This window comes from Pseudomonas entomophila, assembly GCF_018417595.1.
Lineage (GTDB): Bacteria > Pseudomonadota > Gammaproteobacteria > Pseudomonadales > Pseudomonadaceae > Aquipseudomonas > Aquipseudomonas entomophila_C.
The window spans coordinates 387,802-411,004 of sequence record NZ_CP070982.1 but is presented as its reverse complement, the minus strand read 5'-3'; the positions used below and the strand labels follow the sequence as shown (position 1 = coordinate 411,004).

The 23,203-nt window shown below is 64.2% G+C and carries 12 protein-coding genes; 10 read left to right on the top strand and 2 right to left on the bottom strand.

The window, feature by feature from the left end; genetic code table 11:
- The first annotated feature begins 5 nt into the window (after window positions 1–5).
- The 3 genes from JYG34_RS01750 to JYG34_RS01740 all read left to right on the top strand — a co-directional run bounded on the left by JYG34_RS01750 (window position 6) and on the right by JYG34_RS01740 (window position 3,516).
- Complete coding sequence (locus JYG34_RS01750; protein ID WP_213659264.1) at window positions 6–1,304, top strand: murein hydrolase activator EnvC family protein; 1,299 nt, start codon at window positions 6–8, stop codon at window positions 1,302–1,304.
- 88 nt (window positions 1,305–1,392) lie between these two features.
- The gene (locus JYG34_RS01745; protein ID WP_213659263.1) at window positions 1,393–2,724 is read left to right on the top strand and encodes a S41 family peptidase; all 1,332 of its coding nucleotides are present in this window, start codon (window positions 1,393–1,395) and stop codon (window positions 2,722–2,724) included.
- A gap of 9 nt (window positions 2,725–2,733) precedes the next feature.
- Complete coding sequence (locus JYG34_RS01740) at window positions 2,734–3,516, top strand: divergent polysaccharide deacetylase family protein (RefSeq protein ID WP_213659262.1); 783 nt, start codon at window positions 2,734–2,736, stop codon at window positions 3,514–3,516.
- Here JYG34_RS01740 and JYG34_RS01735 read toward each other — a convergent pair.
- Window positions 3,503–8,191, bottom strand: coding sequence for a DUF6543 domain-containing protein (locus tag JYG34_RS01735; protein WP_213659261.1), 4,689 nt, complete (start codon window positions 8,189–8,191; stop codon window positions 3,503–3,505). The genes JYG34_RS01740 and JYG34_RS01735 overlap by 14 nt on opposite strands.
- A gap of 189 nt (window positions 8,192–8,380) precedes the next feature.
- Here JYG34_RS01735 and JYG34_RS01730 point away from each other — a divergent pair, with 189 nt between their 5' ends.
- The gene (locus tag JYG34_RS01730; protein WP_213659260.1) at window positions 8,381–9,736 is read left to right on the top strand and encodes a trypsin-like serine peptidase; all 1,356 of its coding nucleotides are present in this window, start codon (window positions 8,381–8,383) and stop codon (window positions 9,734–9,736) included.
- Window positions 9,737–9,797: 61 nt separating this feature from the next.
- Here JYG34_RS01730 and JYG34_RS01725 read toward each other — a convergent pair whose 3' ends face one another.
- Window positions 9,798–11,744 carry a BCCT family transporter gene (locus JYG34_RS01725; RefSeq protein WP_249746279.1) on the bottom strand — a complete coding sequence of 649 codons (1,947 nt, stop codon included), beginning with the start codon at window positions 11,742–11,744 and terminating at the stop codon, window positions 9,798–9,800.
- Window positions 11,745–12,280: 536 nt separating this feature from the next.
- On the opposite strand from JYG34_RS01725, the gene betI reads away from it, so the two are divergent.
- The 6 genes from betI (at window position 12,281) to selO (ending at window position 23,182) form a co-directional block, all read left to right on the top strand.
- On the top strand, window positions 12,281–12,937 hold the full coding sequence (gene betI, locus JYG34_RS01720; protein ID WP_028688420.1) for a transcriptional regulator BetI: 657 nt from the start codon (window positions 12,281–12,283) through the stop codon (window positions 12,935–12,937).
- A gap of 38 nt (window positions 12,938–12,975) precedes the next feature.
- A complete protein-coding gene (gene betB, locus JYG34_RS01715) occupies window positions 12,976–14,448 on the top strand; it encodes a betaine-aldehyde dehydrogenase (protein WP_213659259.1) in 1,473 nt (490 codons plus the stop codon).
- 77 nt (window positions 14,449–14,525) lie between these two features.
- A complete protein-coding gene (gene betA, locus JYG34_RS01710) occupies window positions 14,526–16,223 on the top strand; it encodes a choline dehydrogenase (RefSeq protein WP_213659258.1) in 1,698 nt (565 codons plus the stop codon).
- Between the two features lie 231 nt (window positions 16,224–16,454).
- Entirely contained in the window at window positions 16,455–18,197 is a 1,743-nt protein-coding gene (locus JYG34_RS01705; RefSeq protein WP_213659257.1) for a potassium/proton antiporter, read from the top strand.
- 36 nt (window positions 18,198–18,233) lie between these two features.
- Window positions 18,234–21,563: a mechanosensitive channel MscK gene (gene mscK, locus JYG34_RS01700; RefSeq protein WP_213659256.1), complete on the top strand. Its 3,330-nt coding sequence runs from the start codon at window positions 18,234–18,236 to the stop codon at window positions 21,561–21,563.
- A 158-nt stretch (window positions 21,564–21,721) separates the two neighbouring features.
- Window positions 21,722–23,182, top strand: coding sequence for a protein adenylyltransferase SelO (gene selO, locus JYG34_RS01695; RefSeq protein ID WP_213659255.1), 1,461 nt, complete (start codon window positions 21,722–21,724; stop codon window positions 23,180–23,182).
- Window positions 23,183–23,203 lie beyond the last annotated feature (21 nt).

The window sequence follows — 23,203 nt, the reverse complement described above, 5'->3', positions numbered from 1 at the left end:
ACCTCATGCTCCGCGCCCTCTTCCTACTAGCCCTGTCATGCCTGCTCGCCCCGGCCTTCGCTGCCGACGAGCGCGCGCAGACCCAGCAACAGCTGGACGCCACCCGCCAGGACATCGCCGAGCTGAAAAAAATGTTGGGCAAGCTCCAGGAGGAGAAGTCCGGCGTGCAGAAAGACCTCAAGGCCACCGAGACCGACATCGGCAACCTCGAAAAGCAAGTGGAGGCACTGCAGCAAGAACTAAAAAAGACCGAGGGCGAGCTGGAGCGCCTTGACCACGAGAAAAAAAAACTCCAGAGCGCCCGCAGTGAACAACAGCGACTGATCGCCATCCAGGCCCGTTCCGCCTACCAGAACAACGGCCGCGAGGAATACCTCAAGCTGCTGCTCAACCAGCAGAACCCGGAAAAGTTCGCCCGCACCCTCTCTTACTACGACTACCTGAGCAAGGCGCGCACCGAACAACTGCGCACCTTCAATGAGACACTGCGCCAACTGGCCAATGTCGAGCAGGACATCGGCCGTCAGCAGGAACAGCTGCTGGCGCAACGCGCCGACCTCGACAGCCAGCGCCAGGCCCTCGAAAGCGAGCGCGGCAAGCGCCAGCAGGTGCTGGCCAAGCTCAACAGCGACATGAAGGAGCGCGACCAGAAGCTCCAGGCCCGCGAGCAGGACCAGGCCGACCTGGGCAAGGTGCTCAAAACCATCGAGGAAACCCTCGCCCGCCAGGCCCGCGAGGCTGAAGAAGCCCGCCAACGCGCCCTGCTGGCCAAGCAGGAAGAAGAAAAAAGGCTCAAGGAACAAGCCCTGGCCGCCGCCCGCGACAACACGCCCGAAGAAACCCCGAAAAAAGCCCGCACCACGCTGGGGCCAGTGGTTTCCAGTGACGGAGCCAGTTATGGCGGCGCATTTTCCGCGGCCAGGGGAAAACTTCCGTGGCCGGTCAATGGTCGACTGTTGGCACGCTTTGGCGATGCACGCGGTGGCGATGCCCGGGCCAAGTGGGACGGCGTGATGATCGGCGCCAGCGCAGGCACCCAGGTGCGCGCCGTGCATGGCGGGCGCGTGGTGTTCGCCGACTGGTTGCGTGGCGCCGGACTTCTGGTCATCCTCGACCATGGCAATGGTTACCTGAGCCTGTACGGCCACAACCAGAGCCTGCTCAAGAGCGCCGGCGACATCGTCAAGGCCGGCGAAGCGATCTCGACCGTCGGCGACAGTGGCGGCCAGGACAGCGCCGGGTTGTACTTCGCGATTCGCCAGCAGGGCCGGCCCTCCGACCCCGCGCAATGGTGCCGAGGCTAGGTTCGACTATTTTTACGGCGCGGCACATCCAATGTGACGCACCGATGCTCCCCGCAGGAGCGCCAACAGGATCAGGAGTTCGTTCGACATGCTGTACTCGCCTCGCCTCTCTCAACTGGCCCTGACCATCGCCCTGGTCGTCGGCGCGCCCCTGGCCATTGCCGCCGAGCCGGCCAAGCCAGTCGCCGCCAAGCCGGCCACAGTGCCAGCCACAGAGGTGACCGCCAAGGCGCCGTTGCCGCTTGAGGAGCTACGCACCTTCGCCGAGGTCATGGACCGCATCAAGGCCGCCTATGTCGAGCCTGTGGATGACAAGACGCTGCTGGAGAACGCCATCAAGGGCATGCTCAGCAACCTCGACCCGCATTCGGCCTACCTCGGCCCCGAGGATTTCCAGGAGCTGCAGGAGAGCACCAGCGGCGAGTTCGGCGGGCTGGGCATCGAAGTCGGCCAGGAAGACGGCTTCATCAAGGTGGTCTCGCCCATCGACGACACTCCGGCCTCCCGCGCTGGCGTGCAGGCCGGCGACCTGATCGTCAAGATCAACGGCGCCCCGACCCGCGGCCAGACCATGACCGAAGCGGTCGACAAGATGCGCGGCAAGGTCGGCGAGAAGATCACCCTGACGCTGGTTCGCGATGGCGGCACGCCTTTCGACGTGACCCTGGCCCGCGCGGTGATACAGGTCAAGAGCGTGAAAAGCCAGTTGCTGGAGAACGACTACGGCTACATCCGCATCACCCAGTTCCAGGTCAAGACCGGTGACGAGGTGGGCAAGGCCCTGGCCAAGCTGCGCAAGGATAACGGCAAGAAGCTGCGCGGCGTGGTGCTCGACCTGCGCAACAACCCAGGCGGCGTGCTGCAGGCTGCGGTGGAAGTGGCCGACCACTTCCTCACCAAAGGCCTGATCGTCTACACCAAGGGCCGTATCGCCAACTCCGAGCTGCGCTTCTCCGCCGACCCGGCCGACGCCAGCGAAGGCGTGCCACTGGTGGTGCTGATCAACGGCGGCAGCGCCTCGGCCTCGGAGATCGTCGCCGGCGCCCTGCAGGACCAGAAACGCGCCGTGCTGATGGGTACCGACAGCTTCGGCAAGGGCTCGGTGCAGACCGTGCTGCCGCTGGCCAACGACCGTGCGCTCAAGCTCACCACCGCACTGTACTTCACGCCCAACGGCCGCTCGATCCAGGCCCAGGGCATTGTCCCCGACATCGAAGTGCGTCCGGCCAAGCTCACCACGGAAGCCGACAACGACAACTTCAAGGAAGCCGACCTGCAAGGCCACCTGGGCAACGGCAACGGCGGCGCCGATCGCCCGACCGGCAGCAGCAAGCGCAAGGATCGCCCACAGGACAACGACTTCCAGCTCAGCCAGGCCCTCAGCCTGCTCAAGGGCCTGAACATCACCAAGGGCAACTGACCGCTTCCCATGCGTTATCTGCTGTTCACGCTGTTCTGCCTCATGCTCGGCGCCGCCCAGGCGGCGCCAGGCAAGGCCTACATGAGCATCATCATCGACGACCTGGGCCAGAGCGACGAGCGCGACAGCCGCACCCTCGCCCTGCCCGGCCCGGTCACGATGGCGATCATGCCCGACACGCCCCACGCCACCGACTTCGCCCGCCAGGCCCACAAGGCCGGGCGCACGGTGATCCTGCACATGCCCATGGACCCGGCCACCGGCCCTTACGCCTGGCACCCCGGCACAGCCATCGAGGAACTGGCCCGACGCCTGGACGCCGCGCTGGCCAAGGTGCCCTACGCCACCGGCATCAACAACCACATGGGCAGCCGCATGACTGCCCAGCGTGAGCCGATGCACTGGCTGATGGAGGAACTGCAGCGCCGTCACCTGTTCTTCGTCGACAGCCGTACCAGCGCAGCCACCGTGGCGGGAGCACAAGCACAGGCGCAAGGGCTGGCGCATGTCTCCCGGGATGTATTCCTGGATGACGTGCGCACCCGCGAAGCGATTGCTGGCCAACTGCGCCAAGGGATCGAGTTGGCACGCAGACAGGGCTCGGCGGTACTGATCGGCCACCCTTACCCGCAGACGCTCGAAGTGCTGGAACGCGAGATCCCTCGGCTCAACAGCCAAGGGATCGAGTTGGTCGCCCTGCCCCAGCTGATCGCCGAACGGGCCAATCAGGCCATGCCGGCTCATGGCAGGCAGGGGCGCTACGCCAATGCCCCACCGCTCAAAACGCAATGATCCCCTGCGCGTCGGCGAGGGTCAGCGGGCCATAATGCACCCGCCTCCCAGGCACGGCCTGCGCTCCAGCGGCCATATTGCGGTTGCTGTCGAAACGCTGGGCCCATAACTTCAAGTGGCCGCGCGTAAACGCGCTGGCCATGGCATCGCCGCTGGGCAGATGAAAGTGGGCGGCCCACAGAGCCCTGCCCTTGTGCTCACCCGGCGCCTTCAGCCGCATGACCTTGTACTCGTCGAACGCACTACCATCGGCCATGGTCCTTCGCGGGCCCACGTACTCAACCTTGAGCAACTGCCGCTCATGCAGAAAGCGCAGCGCCTCGGCGGTGGGGTACGCGGTATGTGTGTAGAGCTCGGTCAAATGCTCGGTCTTGTCGGCCTGCAAAGACTCAAGACCTGTCTTCAACAGCTCCGCAGCTTGCGTGTCGGTGGCCGGTAGTACACCTTGCAGTGCTCGAAGCCTGGCAATTTGCGTGTCGAACAGCCGGGTCAGACGCTTGCCGCTGATATCTTGCTGCACAAAGCGCGCGGCATGGGCACGCACGCTTTCGTTACCCTCGAGGGCGGCCTTGACGCTTGCCAACGTGGCCGCCAAGGCCGGCGTCGCCTCGCCTGGTGTCTCGACCCGCTCGATCCAGGTCCCGTCCACAAGGTCAAAGCGCTGCACCACGGCCTTGCGCAGAGGGTCGCGCACCACCAGCACGGTACGCCCCTCCTCCAGCACTTCGCTGGCAATGGCAATGACGCCCTCGGCGTCGCGGATCACATGCTGGGTTTCACTGGAGCGCGGGTAGGCCGGCGTACTGAGCGCCGGGTCTAGCCGACCTTCCAGCACATCCCGTGCCTCCACCAGCCGACGCCCAGCATCCTCTTTGAGCAACTGCATATGCGCTTTGTAGCGCGCCAGCATGGCCGGCACCACCAGCTTGCCCCCTTCCACTGCGGCAAGCTCGCTATTGATGATCGCAGCACTGTACTCGTCCCAGGCCTCTTGCAGAATGCTCACCCGGTCAGACACCGCGAGATTGGCCGTGATCGACTCACCATGGGCATTGGCGGCGCCCTGCAGGCTCTTGCCGCCCAGGTCGGCCTTGTAGTCCGCAAGCTGCCGCCAGCCACTTGTCGAGTCCATGTGCAATGCCAGATCCGCCAGGTTGAGCGCATGATGAAAGCGCAGGTCCTGGGTCGTGAAGGTTCTGTGCTCGATGAGTTGCGCCACCGTGCGCATATCGTTGCCTACGGTAAGTTGCAGCTCAGGGGAGGCCTGCGTAAGCAAATCATCCAACTGTGCATTGGCGACCAGCATGCGCTCCTGCAAGGCAACGACCCGCTCGAGCGCCTTCTTGTACCGCTGATACTGCAGCGTGGCCTGATGCAAAGCCTTTGCCCGCAAGGCATCGGCCAGGGCATTGAGCTCGGGGTATTCGGCCAGCCGCCACAATTCGTTGAAAATGAAATCGTTGTTGATGATCAAGGAGCTGCGCAGGGTCGCGACCTCCTCCCGGAGAATGCCTGCCATTTGTGCTCGTTGGGCAACGCCATACTTAGGCTCGAGCATCCGCTCGAGCACCGTGAGCTTCTCATTGTCGAGCCTGACCGCCTTCTCGACGGTCGCGACGGCTTGCAAGCGCAGTTCCTGCAACTGTGTGCGCAGGCTGGCCTGGCGCGTGGCATAGAGTGCGATCACGGTCGAATCGGCCTGCGCTTTCGCCGCCTCGGCCTGCATGAGTGCTTCGAGCTTGTCGATCTGGCCCTGTACCCGCAAGACGTCCTGGCCCTGACCGGCGAACATCGCCGAGGTCTCGCTGGACTGCTCGGTGAGGGCGTCGGCCGCCTGCCGCATCGACAGGTAGGCAGCCTCGAGCCTGGCCCGCGTCGCCTGGCGTGGCATGCCCGCCTGCAAGCGCAACCGCGCATCGACCCGCCACGCCTGCCACTGACGTGTCAGCCACGGGCCAGGCATGCCCTTCGGCCCCAGAACCTGTACACCTGCGCTGGAAACACTGACTTCATACGGATCCCCCGACAGTACAACGTAATGCCGGCTACCCACCTGGTAGGTACCCATAGCGTCGCCACTCGCCAGCGGCGCCAGCCCCTTGAGGTTGATATCCGCGCGCAAGGCCAGAAGAGCCGAACGCTGGGACGGAGTCAGCCAGTTGAACCCCTGGTTGCCACGCCAGGAGAAATCCAGCTGCCGCCCCGGAAGACGAGCCAACGTTCCCTCCAGTTCGACCCGACCTTGTCGGGGCATCACGTCGACCCGGTGCCTGGCCAACCCCGCTGCAGGCGGGCCATCGAATCCGCTGACGTCCGGCAAGCGCCCAGCTTGCGCGGCAGAGTTCCTGGGCAAGCGAAGGTCCGCCAGCATCCCCCCCAACGTCAGCATCACATCGACACAGGCGGCGGAGCGGTCGAAGGGTCCGGCCTGACTGATGGCCTGCAGATCACTTTCAAGCGTCTCGACGGCCTGCACCAGCCAGGTGACAGCAGTGACAGGCCCCCGGAGAAACAGGGCAGCGGTGTTGAACAGCAACCAGCCACCCTTGACCAGAAGGGCCCAGCGGCTTTGCGCATCGGAAGTGGACTGAAGGTCGGCCAACGCCACCAGCAGGTCGCGATTGGCCTGGTACAGTTGTTCGTCGACATTGGTTTCCCACAGCTTGACGCCAAGGCTCGCGGGAGCTGGCGGCTCGAAATTGAGAAAGGGGTCGACCCCGATCCGGCTGATATGCGGCTCGGCAAAACCGCCATTGTCATAGATCGCCCTGGCGGAGGGTGCCATCCAGTCCAGCAGGCTCTGCTGCAAGACCGGATCCTGGCAGATCGCCGCCATCATCGCCGCCTCGCTGGCGAAACCCATGACTGTGTCATGCTGCACCAAGGGCCTGTACAGCACGACGACCGCAGGCTCGCTGCACAGCAGCACATACATGCCGGCAACCGTGTCGTGTACCGTTGCGTCCGGCCGTCGCTTGAAAGCAAGTGGCAGCAAGGAGACGGCGGGCGCGGTGGTGTCCACGTGGCCGTTGCAGTAATCGGTCACGCACTGCAGCGCACTGTCGCTCAGGCGGCCAGCCAGCTTCGCGCGCAGCGCCGCAAACAACAGCCCAGCACGCCATTCCCGAGCGAAACATGCCACCCGCTGCGGACGCCGGCCACGCTCATCGAGCTGCGCAGCCACGTAACTGGGGTAACCACCACCGATATCGACGCGGGCCACCAGCGCTTTGACGAAGGCCACATCCAGCCAGTCAGGCAAGGCTGTACCATCTCGGCGCGCGACGCCGCTGATGATCCTGTCGCCAAGCGATGCCAGGTTGTCGATGGCAAACTCGGTCAGACTCTTGTCACCGATGGGCACCAAGGGCTCCCCGCCTCCCGTGCCCACCGCTGCCCCGCCAGGCATGCCTGCGGCGGCCGACAGCTTCAGCAGGACATCATCGGATGACGGGATCGTTTCTTCATCCGGGAAGGCCTTTTCCAGGTACGCCCGCAGCTGCTCACGGGTATAGCTGCGCAGATCCAGTACTCCATCCAGCGCCGCGTGCCCCCCCGACTCGAGTTGGTTCAGGGCAAGCACCAGCAACGCCTGCTGCCAGGCGAAACTGTCAACGCCACCCGCCGTCGCCAGACCCGGCGGCAGCGCCGGCTGCACCTGCTGATCGACGAAGTAGCCGTTATGGAAGTATTGCGCGGGGTCGCTGAGCGTGGCGAACAGGTGCTCCAACGCCGCCAGCCCCTGCACCTGCGAATAACGAACCTGTCCGATACGCTCGAGCATGCCATCGAGCAGCAAGGCCGCCTGCTGCGCGAACACATCGCCTTCGAGCAAGTGACGATCCCAGGCCAGGTCATCGAACTGGTAATCCGCGGCGAGCTCATCACGCAGCGCCAGCGCAAACTCGTCGAGCGACGCGAAGGCTTGCACGACGCTCGACGCCGAGCACCACAACACCACTTCGCGTTCATCCCACTCACCAACCACCAACAGGTTGCTGCGGACCAGGCTGAACTGCTGCTTTCCAAGACACAGTTGCACGTTCACGACAAACACCGACGGTGTCGTTTCGCCGAGCAGCAACCCCTGCATGCACGCCTTCTGCCGCGCATCCAGCCCTTGCAGCGGCAAATTGCGCAGTAAAGCCAGCCGCAGCAGCATTGCCAGGCAACGGTCACGGCTGACAGCAGCGTCACCCTGCGCCGCCCAGAAATCCACCTGGGCCTTGGCGAAATGACCGGGAAGTTGCTCGATCAATTCATTCAACGGCTCGCTGAGCCCCTTCAACGCCCGTGTTTCCCACTCACTGTGCGACCCCGGGAAACGATACGGTCCCGAAAGCCCCAGCTTGTAGTCACGCTGCTCGAGCGGTTCGAGGTTCATGGGCTGCCCTTGTGCCATGGCCTCGAGCACGGCATCGACCAAGGGCTGGGTCGTCCACCAGGACACGCCAGGCTCCGGCGAATCGAGCATCAGCGCGTCGGCGGATGACAGTTCGGGTTGGACTCCGGCGATATAGGGAAGCTGCTTGCGCAACAGCGCCAGCAGTTGCTGGCTTGCCACCGCGCGCAAGGTCGGCCGATCGGCGAACTGCCTGGCAACAGCTGCCCTGAAATCGAAGGGGGAAGGGGGTGCGGATACCATGTTGTATTTGCCCTTGAGAAATGAAGACACAAGGGTCTTGGTCGGAGGACGCCGAGAGGCGTTACATATTGGTAGCGCCACACGCGGGCCCCAGCACTATCTACCGCCGCGGGCCAGCGGCTCAGGCCGAAAGTGAGCGCCTCCCCCTCACGAGGCTCCACCATGATCGACCTGCGCCCCCTCTGCCTTGGGCTAGCCCTCTCATTTCCAGCCGTGGCGATGGATTACGGGCAAGGCCAGCCCACCCGCTCCGACCCTGTGCTGCTCGCCAACAGCCAAGGACAGAACCATCACTGGAGTGGTATTGGCCGCCTCGAGCTACCCGGCAACGGCCATTGCATCGGCTCGCTGATCGACACCCGTCGGCCTGACGGACAAGCGGATGGTCCGGCGTACGTGGTAACCGCCGGCCACTGCGTCAGCAAGCAAAATGGCGTGATCGTCCACGACCAGCCCCTGCAGGCCAGCATCACGTTCAACTACTTTGCCGACACCCTCGACGACCGTCGGCGGTTCGCCACCCGCCGGACGCTCTGGAGCAGCATCCAAGGCAGTGACCTGGCGCTGCTGGAACTGCAAGCCCCGCTGCAGCACCTGCTCGACAGCGGCATCGAACCGCTGGCGCTTGCCCCGCCACTGCCATCCGGCAGTGGCGTGCTGCTGGTCGGCGAAGTGGTCGCAATGAATGTCGGCCTGCGACGTTGGGCGTGCACCGAACACGATCTGCCCGTTTCGCGCACCCCACCGTCGGTACTGCGCAACCTGAAAGGCGCCGACTGCCCCAGGGTCGCCGAAGGTGCCTCGGGGAGCCCGATACTGGACCGTGCCAGCAACCGGATCGTGGGCGTGGCCAACCACAGCAATGGCCAGCAGATCGAGTCGACACCGGTGAACCGTTTACTCGACTGCTTCAGCGATGGCCAAGCCGACCTGAGCGTGGATCGCTGCCACCTGCTGCCCGGCTTCCAGCTTCATCAGCAACGCAGTGACTTCAAGACCTTGCACAAACTCAGCCTGGATGCGCAGGCGCATACGCCATTACCCCGTTGGAACTTCGGTTTCACCCTGGACACCCCGCGCTACCGCTACAAAACCACGCGCGACGCACGGGCCTGCGAAAACCCCGAAGACTACAGCGGCACCTTGCCAGCCGAGGGAACGGTGCTGATCGACGCCCCTATCGGCCCGGATCCTGGCTGGCACTACCTGTGCATCGTCGGTGTCGTCTCGGCCGAGGGTCTGGCTTGGCGCGGCCTTATGCGCAACGCCCTGAGCATCGCTGTGGAACTGCTGCCAGCGCTGCCAGTACCATCGCCAGACCTGGACATCGAACATCTGGAAAACGGCGACATTCGGGTAGCCTGGCGAACCGCTCCTCCCCACCTGCAGCGCTACCGGGTCAAGAAAGGCAAGCCGGAGCAGGTCGACTGCGCCGACCCGGCCGGCTATCGCTTGTTGCGCCACGAACAATTCGTGTTCAAACAGGTCGAGCTGCCGATGAAACTGTGCAGCCAGGCCGAGGATGCCACAAAGCAGCGCTCGGCCCCCAGGACAGACCTGCTCCAGGCCCGCTGAGCGGCCAAACGAAAAGGGCCTGGTTCTCACGAACCAGGCCCTTGCCGGACATCAGCGACGATCAGCTGTACACACGCCCCAGCAACTGGCGGTGACTCTCGAACTGATCAAGCACGTCACGCACGATCTGCTCGCGGGTGAAGCCCATCAGGTCGTACTCCTGGCTGCCATCGTGCAGGTACACCTCGGCACGGTAGAAGCGCTGGCGCACTTCCGGCTCGCCCTCGACCGGCGCCTCGCTCGGCGCAGCCATGTAACCGTCCAGGCTGGCTTCGTAGACGAAGGGGTTGCCCTCTTCCATCATCACCCGCAGGCCCATCATGTTGCGCGACTGGCCAACACGGGTCTCGACCTCGAAGCCCAGGGTACGCAGCTGCTCGGCGGCTTCTTTCAGCGCCGGGCTGACCTGCTTGTCCATGAAGCGCTGCACCACCGCTTGGGTCGGTTGCAGGTCCAGCTGGCTCAGGCGCTCGCTGAAGCCGCGACGGCCACGGGCGGCCAGCTCGGCGCGCTCGCTCTCGACCGCGACATCCTGCTTCATGGCCTTCATCAGGCCGAACATGAACAGCACCAGGACCACCGAGAACGGCAGGCCGGCCAGTACCACCATGGTCTGCATGGCCTCGAAGTTACCGGCGAACAGCAAACCGATGGTGACCAGGGTGATGACCACCGACCAGAACACCACCATCCAGTGCGGGGCGTCCTCGTCGACCTTGCCGCCTTTGCACGACAGGTTGGCCATCATCACCGCGCCGGAGTCGGCGGGAGTCAGGAACAGCACGAAGCCGACGAACACGGCTACACCGATGACAATCTTGGCGGCCGGGAAGAATTCCAGCAGCTGGTAGATCGACATCGACGGCTGTTCGAGCGCCGTCTTGCCCAGCTCCACCGCACCCTGGTTGATCACCAGGTCCAATGCGGTGTTACCGAAGATCGACAGCCAGGCCAGGGTGAAGCCCAGCGGGATCAGCAGCACGCCGCTGACCAGCTGGCGCACGGTACGGCCCTTGGAGATACGGGCAATGAACATGCCGACGAACGGGCCCCAGGAGATCCACCAGGCCCAGTAGAACACGGTCCACAGGCCCAGCCAGCGCTCGGACTTGTCGTTGTCGCCTTCATAGACATACAGGTCGAAGGTCTTCAGCACGACACCGTTGAGGTAGTCACCGATGTTCTGCACGAAGCCGTTTAGCAGGTGCAGGGTGTTACCGGCCAGCAGCACGAAGATCAGCAAGCCGCTGAACAGCAGGATGTTCAGGTTGGACAGGCGGCGGATGCCGTTTTCCACGCCCGACACTGCAGCCACGGTGGCAACGCCGGCCATGACCAGGATCACCACCAGCAGGTTGGTCTTGCTGTGGTCCATACCAAACAGGTATTCCAGACCGGAAGCCACCTGCATCGAGCCGATGCCGAGGTTGGTCACCAGGCCCAGCAGGGTGACGAACATGCCGAAGATGTCCACGGCATGGCCGGCACCGCCCTTGACCCAACGCTCACCGACCAGCGGGTACAGCGCCGAGCGCAGTGCCAGCGGCTGGTTGTGGCGGTAGGCGAAATAACCCACGGCCAGGCCGACCAGGGCGTAGATCGCCCAGCCGTGCAGGCCCCAGTGCAGGAAGGTCAGCTGCAGGCCCTGGCGCGCGGCCTCGAGGCTGGCTGGAGTGCCTTCCGGTGGGTTGAAGTAGTGGTCCAGCGGCTCGGAGGCGCCGAAGTACAGCAGCGAGATACCGATGCCCGAGGAGAACAGCATGCCGGCCCAGGCGCCGTAGCTGAAGTCGGGGGTGTCGTCCTTGCCGCCCAGCTTGAGCTTGCCGAAGTCGGAGAAGGCCAGGTAGACGACGAACAGCAGGTAACCGCAGATCACCAGCATGTAGTACCAGCCGAAGGTACGGGTCAGCCATTTCTGGGCGACGCCCAGCACCTGGCCGGCGGTTTCGGGTACAGCGATCAGCAAGGCAGTCAGAACGAGGATCATCATCGCCGAGGTGAAGAACACCACGCGATTGACCCGTACCCGCTCGGCGGGAGGCTTTGTCAGGGAAGCAGAACTCATTGCTCGAATGCTCCGGGCAGTGCGGCAGTGGAGGCTAAACAGTTATTTCCCACGCAATTGGTGCAATAGCCCTACTGCGCAAGGTGTTATAAAAGCACCCTGGAAACCGTGATCCCGAATCGAAACGCTGCAAAAAAAACAGACCGGCCGCCTGTCGCCTTGCCACGCACTCAGCAGAAGGTGCGCGCATTCGCCACAGACCACCTGGCCCGCTCCAAGGGCCGACCGCGCAGTCCATGACCGCTCGGCAGAATCTGTCCTTTGCATCGCTCATGCCCGTCAACGCCTTGTATTCCGGGGGTTACACGATTTCCTGGGGTGTCGATTCGTGTCCTCTTGACCGTCCTGAAAACTGTCAATGGCACAAATTGTCGCAGAGCTTATTCTTTATTGATTGAACGTTCAATCAAAACAAAATAGACTGGCCTTCGCCGAGGCAGCCGCTCGTCGTCTGCCCGCAGGCCTGAGGAGATAGCAAGATGCCCAAGGTCGGTATGCAACCCATCCGCCGCCAGCAGTTGATCGAAGCCACGTTACAGGCGGTCGATCAGGTCGGACTGGGCGATGCCAGCATTGCGCTGATTGCCCGTTTGGCCGGTGTGTCGAACGGCATCATCAGTCACTACTTTCAGGACAAGAACGGCCTGATCGCAGCGACGATGCGCCACATCATGAACATGCTCAACGAGGGTGTGATTGCGCGTCGTCAGGCACTCACGGACGACAGCCCGCGTGCCCACCTCAAGGTGATCATCGAAGGCAACTTCGATGCGAGCCAGGTGAATGGCCCGGCAATGAAAACCTGGCTGGCCTTCTGGGCCTCCAGCATGCACCAGCCGTCTTTGCACAGGTTGCAGCGGATCAACGATCACCGCCTGTACTCCAACCTGTGCTGCCAGTTCCGCCGCGTCCTGCCGCTCTACCATGCGCGCAAGGCAGCCCGCGGACTGGCAGCCTTGATCGACGGCCTGTGGTTGCGTGGCGCCCTGTCGGGGGATGCATTCGACACCGACCAGGCGATACGCATCGCTTACGAATACATGGATCTACAACTGGCTAAACAGCAGTCCCTGGGCACAACCGACCAGGCCTCTGAACAGCCGCGCGCAGCGACCAGCCAACCGGCAGGAGCGTGACGCGGCAGCCAACCACACACTGCACTTGCGAGGACACTATGGCCCGTTTCGGAACGCAAAAACTCTACATTGATGGCGCTTACGTCGACGCTGGCAGCGACGCCACCTTCGAAGCCATCAACCCGGCCACCGGCGAAGTCCTCGCCCATGTGCAGCGCGCGACCCAAGCCGACGTCGAAAAGGCCGTCGAAAGCGCCGAGCGCGGCCAGAAGGTCTGGGCCGCGATGACCGCCATGCAGCGTTCGCGCATCCTGCGCCGCGCCGTCGACATCCTGCGCGAACGCAACGACGAGCTGGCCATGCTGGAAACCCTGGACACCGGCAAGTCGTACTCGGAAACCCGCTACGTCGACATCGTCACCGGCGCCGACGTGCTCGAGTACTACGCAGGCCTGGTACCGGCCATCGAAGGTGAGCAGATCCCGCTGCGCGAATCGTCCTTCGTCTACACCCGCCGCGAGCCGCTGGGCGTGACCGCCGGTATCGGTGCCTGGAACTACCCGATCCAGATCGCCCTGTGGAAATCCGCCCCGGCCCTGGCCGCCGGCAACGCGATGATCTTCAAACCATCGGAAGTCACCTCGCTGACCACCCTGAAACTGGCCGAGATCTTCACCGAAGCTGGTTTGCCGAACGGCGTGTTCAACGTGCTGACCGGCAGCGGCCGCGAAGTCGGCACCTGGCTGACCGAGCACCCGCGCATCGAGAAAGTCTCCTTCACCGGCGGCACCACCACCGGCAAGAAAGTCATGGCCAGCGCCTCCAGCTCCTCGCTGAAGGAAGTGACCATGGAACTGGGCGGCAAGTCGCCGCTGATCATCTGCGACGACGCCGACCTGGACAAGGCCGCCGACATCGCCATGATGGCCAACTTCTACAGCTCCGGTCAGGTCTGCACCAACGGCACCCGCGTGTTCGTACCGGCAGCCATGAAAGCCGCCTTCGAAGCCAAGATCGCCGAGCGCGTCGCCCGCATCCGTGCCGGCAACCCGGAAGACGAGAACACCAACTTCGGCCCGCTGGTCAGCTTCCAGCACATGGAAAGCGTGCTGGGCTACATCGCCAAGGGTAAAGAAGAAGGCGCCCGCGTTCTGTGCGGCGGTGAGCGTCTGACTGCCGGTGACTTCGCCAAGGGTGCCTTCGTGGCCCCGACCGTGTTCACCGACTGCACCGACGACATGACCATCGTCAAGGAAGAGATCTTCGGCCCGGTGATGAGCATTCTCACCTACGAAACCGAAGAAGAAGTCATCCGCCGCGCCAACGACACCGAATACGGCCTGGCCGCTGGCGTCTGCACCAACGACATCAGCCGCGCCCACCGCATCATCCACAAGCTCGAAGCCGGCATCTGCTGGATCAACGCCTGGGGCGAGTCGCCGGCAGAGATGCCGGTTGGCGGCTACAAGCAGTCGGGCGTCGGCCGTGAGAACGGTGTCAGCTCGCTGGCTCAATACACTCGCATCAAGTCGGTCCAGGTCGAGCTGGGCGGCTACAACTCGGTTTTCTAAACCCTGTCTAGCCACGCCCGTGCCTTCGCGCACGGGCGTTTCCGCTCCCTGATCACCGCCAACACGAGGGTACTTCCATGTCCCAAGAATTCGACTACATCATCGTCGGTGCCGGCTCGGCCGGTAACACCCTGGCCACCCGCCTGACCGAAGACGCCAGCGTCTCCGTGCTGCTGCTGGAAGCCGGTGGCCCCGACTACCGCTTCGACTTCCGCACCCAGATGCCTGCCGCCCTGGCCTTCCCGCTGCAGGGCCGCCGCTACAACTGGGCCTACGAGACCGACCCGGAGCCGTTCATGGACGGCCGCCGCATGGAGTGTGGCCGCGGCAAGGGCCTGGGTGGCTCCTCGCTGATCAACGGCATGTGCTACATCCGCGGCAACGCCATGGACTTCGACGGCTGGGCGCAACTGCCAGGCCTGGAAGACTGGACCTACCTGGACTGCCTGCCATACTTCCGCAAAGCGGAAACCCGCGACATCGGCCCGAACGACTACCACGGTGGTGAAGGCCCGGTCAGCGTGGCCACGCCGAAACCCGGCAACAACCCGCTGTTCCACGCCATGGTCGAAGCCGGCGTGCAGGCCGGCTACCCGCGCACCGAAGACCTCAACGGCTACCAGCAGGAAGGCTTCGGCCCGATGGACCGTTCGGTCACCAAGAACGGCCGTCGCTCCAGCACCGCCCGCGGCTACCTGGACCAGGCCAAGAAGCGCCCGAACCTGACCATCGTCACCCACGCCCTGAGCGACCGCGTACTGTTCGACGGCAAGCGTGCCGTTGGCGTGACCTACCTGGTGGGTGACAGCGAAGAGCGCGTCGAAGCCCGCGCCCGCAAGGAAGTCATCGTTTCCTCCGGCGCCATCGCCTCGCCGCAGTTGCTGCAGCGTTCCGGCGTCGGCCCGCGCGCCCTGCTGGAAAGCCTCGACATCCCGGTGGTCCACGACCTGCCGGGTGTCGGCGAGAACCTGCAGGACCACCTGGAGCTGTACCTGCAGTACGCTTGCACCCAGCCAGTGTCGCTGTACCCATCGCTGCTGTGGTGGAATCAGCCGAAAATCGGTGCCGAGTGGCTGTTCAACGGCACCGGTATCGGCGCCAGCAACCAGTTCGAGGCCGGTGGTTTCATCCGCACCCGTCCTGAGTTCAAGTGGCCGAACATCCAGTACCACTTCCTGCCGGTCGCCATTAACTACAACGGCTCCAACGGCGTGAAAGAGCACGGCTTCCAGGCGCACATGGGCTCCATGCGCTCGCCGGCCCGTGGTCGCATCCAGGCCAAGTCGAAAGACCCACGCCAGCACCCAAGCATCCTGTTCAACTACATGTCCACCGAGCAGGACTGGCAGGAATTCCGCGACGGCATCCGCCTGACCCGTGAAATCATGGCCCAACCGGCGCTGGACGCATTCCGTGGTCGCGAGATCAGCCCGGGCGCCCATGTGCAAACCGACGAAGAACTGGACAAGTTCATCCGCGAGCACGCCGAAACCGCCTTCCACCCGTCCTGCTCGTGCAAGATGGGCACCGACGACATGGCGGTGGTAGACGGCGAAGGCCGTGTGCACGGCATGCAGGGCCTGCGCGTGGTCGACGCGTCGATCATGCCGCTGATCATCACCGGCAACCTGAACGCCACCACGATCATGATCGCCGAGAAGATCTCGGACAAGATCCGTGGCCGCAAGCCGCTGCCGCGCAGCACCGCCAAGTACTATGTGGCGGGTGATGCACCAGTGAAGGGCAAGGCGCTGCGTGAAGTGAAGCAGGGTTGAACCTGCGCCGGCTCAATCGCGGATAAATCCGCTCCTACAGACTGTAGGAGCGGATTTATCCGCGAAGGGCCAGCACTGCCCCACACAAGAAAAGGCACCTCTCGAGGTGCCTTTTTTCATATGCGGAAACGCTTTACAGCCTGCCAATTCATCAGGTTAGAATCGATTGGCACGCGACCTGCTAGTTCACGCTTCAGGTCCTTTTCCCGCGATGTACCGGAGTACTGCCATTTGGATGCGAGCACCATCAACAGCCTGTTCCTGATCGGCGCTTTGCTGGTAGGGGCAAGTATCCTGGTCAGCTCGCTGTCATCGCGCCTGGGCATCCCCATTCTCGTCATCATCCTCGCGGTCGGCATGATCGCCGGGGTCGATGGCGGCGGCATCATCTTCAACAATTACCCGACCGCCTACCTGGTGGGCAACCTGGCACTGGCGGTGATCCTGCTCGACGGCGGCTTGCGCACGCGGGTGGCGAGTTTCCGCGTGGCCCTGTGGCCGGCGTTGTCGCTGGCCACGGTGGGGGTGCTGATCACCACCGGGCTGACCGGCATGGTCGCCGCCTGGCTGTTCGACCTGAGCCTGATCCAGGGCCTGCTGATCGGCGCCATCGTCGGTTCCACCGACGCTGCGGCGGTGTTCTCGCTGCTCGGCGGCAAGGGCCTGAACGAGCGGGTCACCGCCACGCTGGAGATCGAGTCGGGCAGTAACGACCCCATGGCGGTGTTCCTCACCGTCACCCTGATCGACATGATCGCCAGCGGCCAGACCGGCCTGCACTGGAGCCTGCTCACTCACCTGCTGCGCGAGTTCGGTATCGGCGGGTTGATGGGCCTGGGCGGCGGCTGGCTGATGCTGCAACTGGTCAACCGCATCAACCTGGCCGGCGGCCTGTACCCGATCCTGGTGGTGGCTGGCGGCCTGGTGGTTTTCTCCCTGACCAACGCCCTGCACGGCAGCGGTTTCCTCGCCGTCTACCTGTGCGGCCTGGTGTTGGGCAACAGGCCGATCCGCAGCCGCCACGGCATCCTGCACATGCTCGACGGCATGGCCTGGCTGGCGCAGATCGGCATGTTCCTGGTACTGGGCCTGCTGGTCACGCCCCACGACCTGCTGCCCATCGCCTTGCCGGCGCTGGGCCTGGCGCTGTGGATGATCCTGTTCGCCCGGCCGCTGTCGGTGGTCGCCGCCCTGCTGCCGTTCAAGGCCTTCCATGGCCGCGAGAAAGGCTTCATCAGCTGGGTCGGCCTGCGCGGCGCGGTACCGATCATCCTGGCGGTGTTCCCGCTGATGGCCGGCCTGCCGGACGCCCAGCTGTTCTTCAACCTGGCATTCTTCATCGTGCTGGTGTCGCTGCTGGTGCAAGGCACCAGCCTGCCGTGGATGGCCAAGCTGCTGAAGGTTACCGTGCCACCGGATCCGGCACCGATTTCCCGCTCCGCGCTCGAAGTGCATGTCACCAGCGAGTGGGAGCTGTTCGTCTACCGCCTGGGCGCCGAGAAATGGTGCATCGGCGCGGCCCTGCGGGAGCTGAAGATGCCTGAGGGCACGCGCATCGCCGCGTTGTTCCGCAAGGAGCAGTTGCTGCACCCCTCGGGCAGTACCGTGCTTGAAGTCGGCGACATGCTCTGCGTGATCGGCCACGAACACAACCTGCCAGCCCTGGGCAAACTGTTCAGCCAGGCGCCACAGCGTGGCCTGGACCTGCGCTTCTTCGGCGACTTCGTCCTCGAAGGCGATGCCGAGCTGGGCGCGGTGGCCGCGCTTTATGGCCTGAAACTCGACGGCCTGGACGCGAAAATGCCGCTGGCGCAGTTCATCCGACAGAAGGTCGGAGGCGCGCCAGTAGTAGGCGACCAGATCGAATGGCACGGCACGATCTGGACCGTCGCGGTCATGGACGGGAACAAGATCCAGAAAGTGGGCGTCAGATTCCCCGAAGGTACTCGACCCGGCCCTGGGTTGTTCCTCTAAACTGCATCCCTGCCCCGTACCCAATGTAGTCAGCCTATGTTTCTGCGTGTGCCCCTTCGTGCAGCCCTGCTCGGGTTGTGCCTGTCCCTCTCGCTCGCCAGCACTGCGTCCGAGCTTCCGACCGCGACCAGTATCCAGAGCAGTCTCAACAAGCTTGGTGAGCGCAAGCCTTCGGATGCCGATCAGAAGTCCCAGCAGCAGACGCCCGAGCAAAAGGCACAGCAGCAGGTGCTCGAGCAGACCCTGGCACTGCTGGCCAGCAAAGAAGATAGCGAAAAAAAGCTCGCCCAACTCAAGCAGCAGTTGGCCGACGCGCCAAAGGATACCCTCGAGAGCCAGCGTGAACTGGCCCGGCTCAAGGCCAGCAAGGCTCCGCCGGTCGCCCAGCGTTACGCCAACCTCACCGTGCCGCAGCTCGAGCAGATGCTCGGCGAGCGCAGCAGCCAACAGGGCGATCTGCAAAAAGCGCTGTCGGATGCCAACAGCCTGATCATCAACTCACAGACCCGCCCCGAGCGGGCCCAGGCCGAGATCAGCAACAACCAGACTCGCATCCAGCAGATCAACGCCAGCCTCAAGAGCGGCAAGGATAACGGCAAGCCTCTCAACAATGACCAGCGCAACAAACTCAATGTAGAGCTGGCCTCGCTCAATGCCCTGACCTTGCTGCGCCGCCAAGAACTGGCCGGCAACAGCCTGCTGCAGGACCTGGGCAACGCCCGCCACGACTTGCTGATCGAGCGCGCTGCGCGTTTGGAGCAGGAAATTCAGGACCTGCAGACACTGATCAACGAAAAACGCCTGGCCCAGTCGCAGCAGGCGGTCACGCAACAGTCGATCGAGGCGCAGAAGGCAGGCGGCAGCAACCTGCTAGCCAGCGAGAGCACGACCAACCTGCAGCTTTCCGACTATCTGCTGCGCAGCACCGACCGCCTCAACGAAGTCACCCAGCAGAACCTGCGCACCCGTCTGCAGCTAGACAACCTGACCCAGGCCGACCAGGCCCTGGACGAGCAGATCAGCGTGCTCAAGGGCAGCCTGCTGCTGTCGAAGATCCTCTACAAGCAGAAGCAGGCCCTGCCACACCTGAAAGTCGACCGCGACCTGGCCGACCAGATCGCCGACATCCGCCTGTACCAGTTCGAGATCAATCAGCAGCGCGAGCAGATGAGCAGCCCGTCCAGCTACGTGGATCGGCTGCTGGCCAGCCAACCCCAGGAAGACGTCACCCCAGCGCTGCGCAAAGCCTTGCTGGAAGTGGCGATCACCCGTGCGGACTTGCTCGAGCGCCTGAACCGCGAACTCTCGGCGCTGCTCAACGAATCGATCACCCTGCAACTGAACCAGAAGCAGTTGCTGGGTACCGCGCAGAACCTGCGCACCACCCTCGAAGAACAGATGTTCTGGATCCCCAGCAATAAACCGCTGGACTGGGAGTGGCTGCGCTACGTGCCCGAGCGCCTGGCCGAGCAGGTCGCCAGCCTGCCTTGGGGCTCGGGGGTCAAGGAACTGGGTGACGGTCTGAGCCAGCGCCCGTTGCTGTTCCTGCCCCTGTTGCTGGTGATCGGCGCGCTGCTGTGGAGGCGCAAGTACCTGTACCAGCGCCTGGGCAAGGTTCACCAGGACATCGGCCACTTCAAGCGCGACAGCCAATGGCACACGCCCCAGGCGATCCTGATCAACATCCTCCTGGCCATGCCGGTGGCCCTGGCCCTGGCCCTGGGCAGCTACGCACTGCAGATCGACGCCCGCGGCCAGAACGCCAACCTGGGCGCCGCGCTGTGGCAGATCGCCCAGGCCTGGCTGGTGTTCTACACCGCCTACCGCATCCTCGCCCCCGGCGGCGTGGCGGAGATCCACTTCCGCTGGCACAAGCCCCAGGTCGAGTTCCTGCGCGGCTGGGTGCGCCGCCTGGGTACCGTGGTGCTGGCCCTGGTGGGCGTGGTGGCGGTGGCCGAGCACCAGCCTTCGGCGCTGGCCGACGATGTGCTGGGTATCGGCGTGGTACTGACCTGCTACGCGCTGATGGCCTGGCTGCTCAGCCGCCTGCTGCTGAGCAGCCCGGCGCACCGCAACACCTCGCTGTTCCGCAAGGCGGTCGGGGTGGCCTTCACCGCGCTGCCCATCGCCCTGTTCGTGGCCGTGTGCTTCGGCTACTACTACACCGCCCTCAAGCTCACCGACCGGCTGATCTACACCCTCTACCTGCTGCTGTTCTGGCTGGTAATCGAAGCCGCGTTCGTGCGTGGCCTGTCGGTGGCGGCGCGGCGCCTGGCTTACCAGCGCGCCCTGAGCAAGCGCCAGGTGGCGAAGGAGGGGCTGGACGGCGAAGTGGTCACCGAAGAGCCGAACCTGGACATCGAGCAGGTCAACCAGCAGTCCCTGCGCCTGATCCGCCTGGCCCTGCTGGGCGGTTTCATCGCCGGCCTGTACTGGGTGTGGGCGGATCTGATCAGCGTGTTCTCCTACCTCAACAACTTCACCCTTTACGAATACACCAGCGGCACTGGCGCCGCCGCCAGCATGGTGCCGATCAGCCTCGGCGACCTGCTTGGCGCGCTGGTGATCGTCGGCATCACCTTCGCCCTGGCCGGCAACTTGCCGGGCCTGCTGGAGGTACTGGTGCTGTCGCGCCTGAACCTGGCCCAGGGCAGCGCCTACGCCACTACCACGCTGCTGTCGTACACCATCGTCGGTGTTGGTATCGTCAGCACCCTGTCGACCCTTGGCGTCAGCTGGGACAAGTTGCAGTGGCTGGTGGCGGCGCTGTCGGTGGGCCTGGGCTTCGGCATGCAGGAAATCTTCGCCAACTTCATCTCCGGCATCATGATCCTGTTCGAACGCCCGGTACGGATCGGCGACACCATCACCATCGGCAACCTGTCGGGCACGGTGAGCAAGATCCGCATCCGCGCCACCACCATCACCGACTTCGATCGCAAGGACATCATCGTCCCCAACAAGACCTTCATCACCGGCCAGCTGATCAACTGGTCGCTGACCGACACGGTCACCCGGGTGACGCTCAAGCTGGGCATCGACTACGGCTCGGACCTGGACCTGGTGCGCGATATCCTGCTCAAGGGTGCCCACGATAACCCGCGGGTGCTGAAGGACCCCGAGCCGATCGTGTACTTCCTCAACTTCGGCGAGAGCTCGCTGGACCACGAGTTGCGCATGCACGTGCGCGACCTGGGCGACCGCAACCCGACCCTGGACGAGTTGAACCGCTACATCAACCGCGAGTTCAAGGCGCACGACATCAAGATCTCGGTGCGCCAGGTGGAGGTGTTCCTGATGGACCAGAAGGGCGGCAAGCAGCAGTTGATCGCCCAAGAGGGCGGCGACAATGCCAAACCTGCGTGACTGGACGCCAGCAGGCCTGACCGCCCAGAATGCTGGCGAGGGCTGCGCCCTCGTTCGCGGGTAAACCCGCTCCCACAGGGCCCGCGCTGAACCCGTGGGAGCGGGTATTTCCGCGAAGGGCCACACCGTGGCCTTCTACACCGATCCCGGAGCCGCCCGTGAAATCGCTCGACCAATTGACCTTCGACAACCGCTTCGCCCGCCTCGGCGACGCCTTCTCCACCCAGGTCCTGCCCGACCCCATCACCGACCCGCGCCTGGTCGTGGCCAGCGAAGCGGCCATGGCCCTGCTCGACCTCGACCCGGCCCAGGCCGACCTGCCGGTGTTCGCCGAGCTGTTCAGCGGCCACAAGCTCTGGGAAGAAGCCGACCCGCGTGCCATGGTCTATTCCGGACACCAGTTCGGCTCCTACAACCCGCGCCTGGGCGACGGCCGCGGCCTGCTGCTGGGCGAGGTGGTCAACGACGCCGGGGAGCACTGGGACCTGCACCTCAAGGGTGCCGGCCAGACGCCCTATTCACGCATGGGTGACGGCCGTGCCGTGCTGCGCTCGTCGATCCGCGAATTTCTCGCTTCCGAAGCCCTGCACGCCCTGGGCATTCCCAGCAGCCGCGCGCTGTGCGTGATCGGCTCCAGCGCCACGGTGTGGCGCGAAACCCGCGAAACCGCCGCCATGCTGCTGCGCCTGGCCCACAGCCATGTGCGCTTCGGGCACTTCGAGTACTTCTACTACACCCAGCAGCCGGAACAGCAGCGGGTGCTGATCGACCATGTGCTCGAGCAGCACTTCCCCGAATGCCAGGAAGCCGAACAACCCTACCTCGCGATGTTCCGCACCATCGTCGAGCGCAACGCCGAGCTGATCGCCCGCTGGCAGGCGTATGGTTTCTGCCATGGGGTGATGAACACCGACAACATGTCGATCCTGGGTATCACCTTCGACTTCGGCCCCTACGCCTTCCTCGACGACTTCGACGCCAACTTCATCTGCAACCATTCCGACGACCGGGGCCGCTACAGCTACGCCAACCAGGTGCCGATCGCCCACTGGAACCTGAGCGCCCTGGCCCAGGCCCTGACCACGGTGATCGAGGTAGAACCGCTTAAAGAGGCGCTAGGCTTGTTCCTGCCGCTGTACCAGGCGCACTACCTCGACCTGATGCGCCGCCGCCTGGGTTTGACTACCGCCGAAGACGACGACATGGCGCTGGTGGAGCGCCTGCTGCAGCGCATGCAGAGTGGCGGTGTGGACTACACACTGTTCTTCCGCAAGCTGGGCGAGCGTCCGGTGGCGGAGGCACTGAAGGTGGTGCGCGACGATTTCGTCGACCTGGCCGGGTTCGATGCCTGGGGCGTCGAGTACCTGGCCCGCTGCGAGCGCGAGCCCGGCAATGCCGAGGGCCGCCGCGAGCGGATGCAGGCGGTGAACCCGCTGTATGTGCTGCGTAACTACCTGGCGCAGAATGCCATCGAGGCGGCTGAAGCGGGTGACTACAGTGAAGTGCGGCGCCTGCACCAGGTACTGAGCAGGCCATTCGAAGAACAGCCCGGGATGCAAGCCTATGCCGAGCGGCCGCCGGAGTGGGGCAAGCATCTGAAGATCAGCTGCTCTTCATGAACATGAAACCCTGGTTCGCCG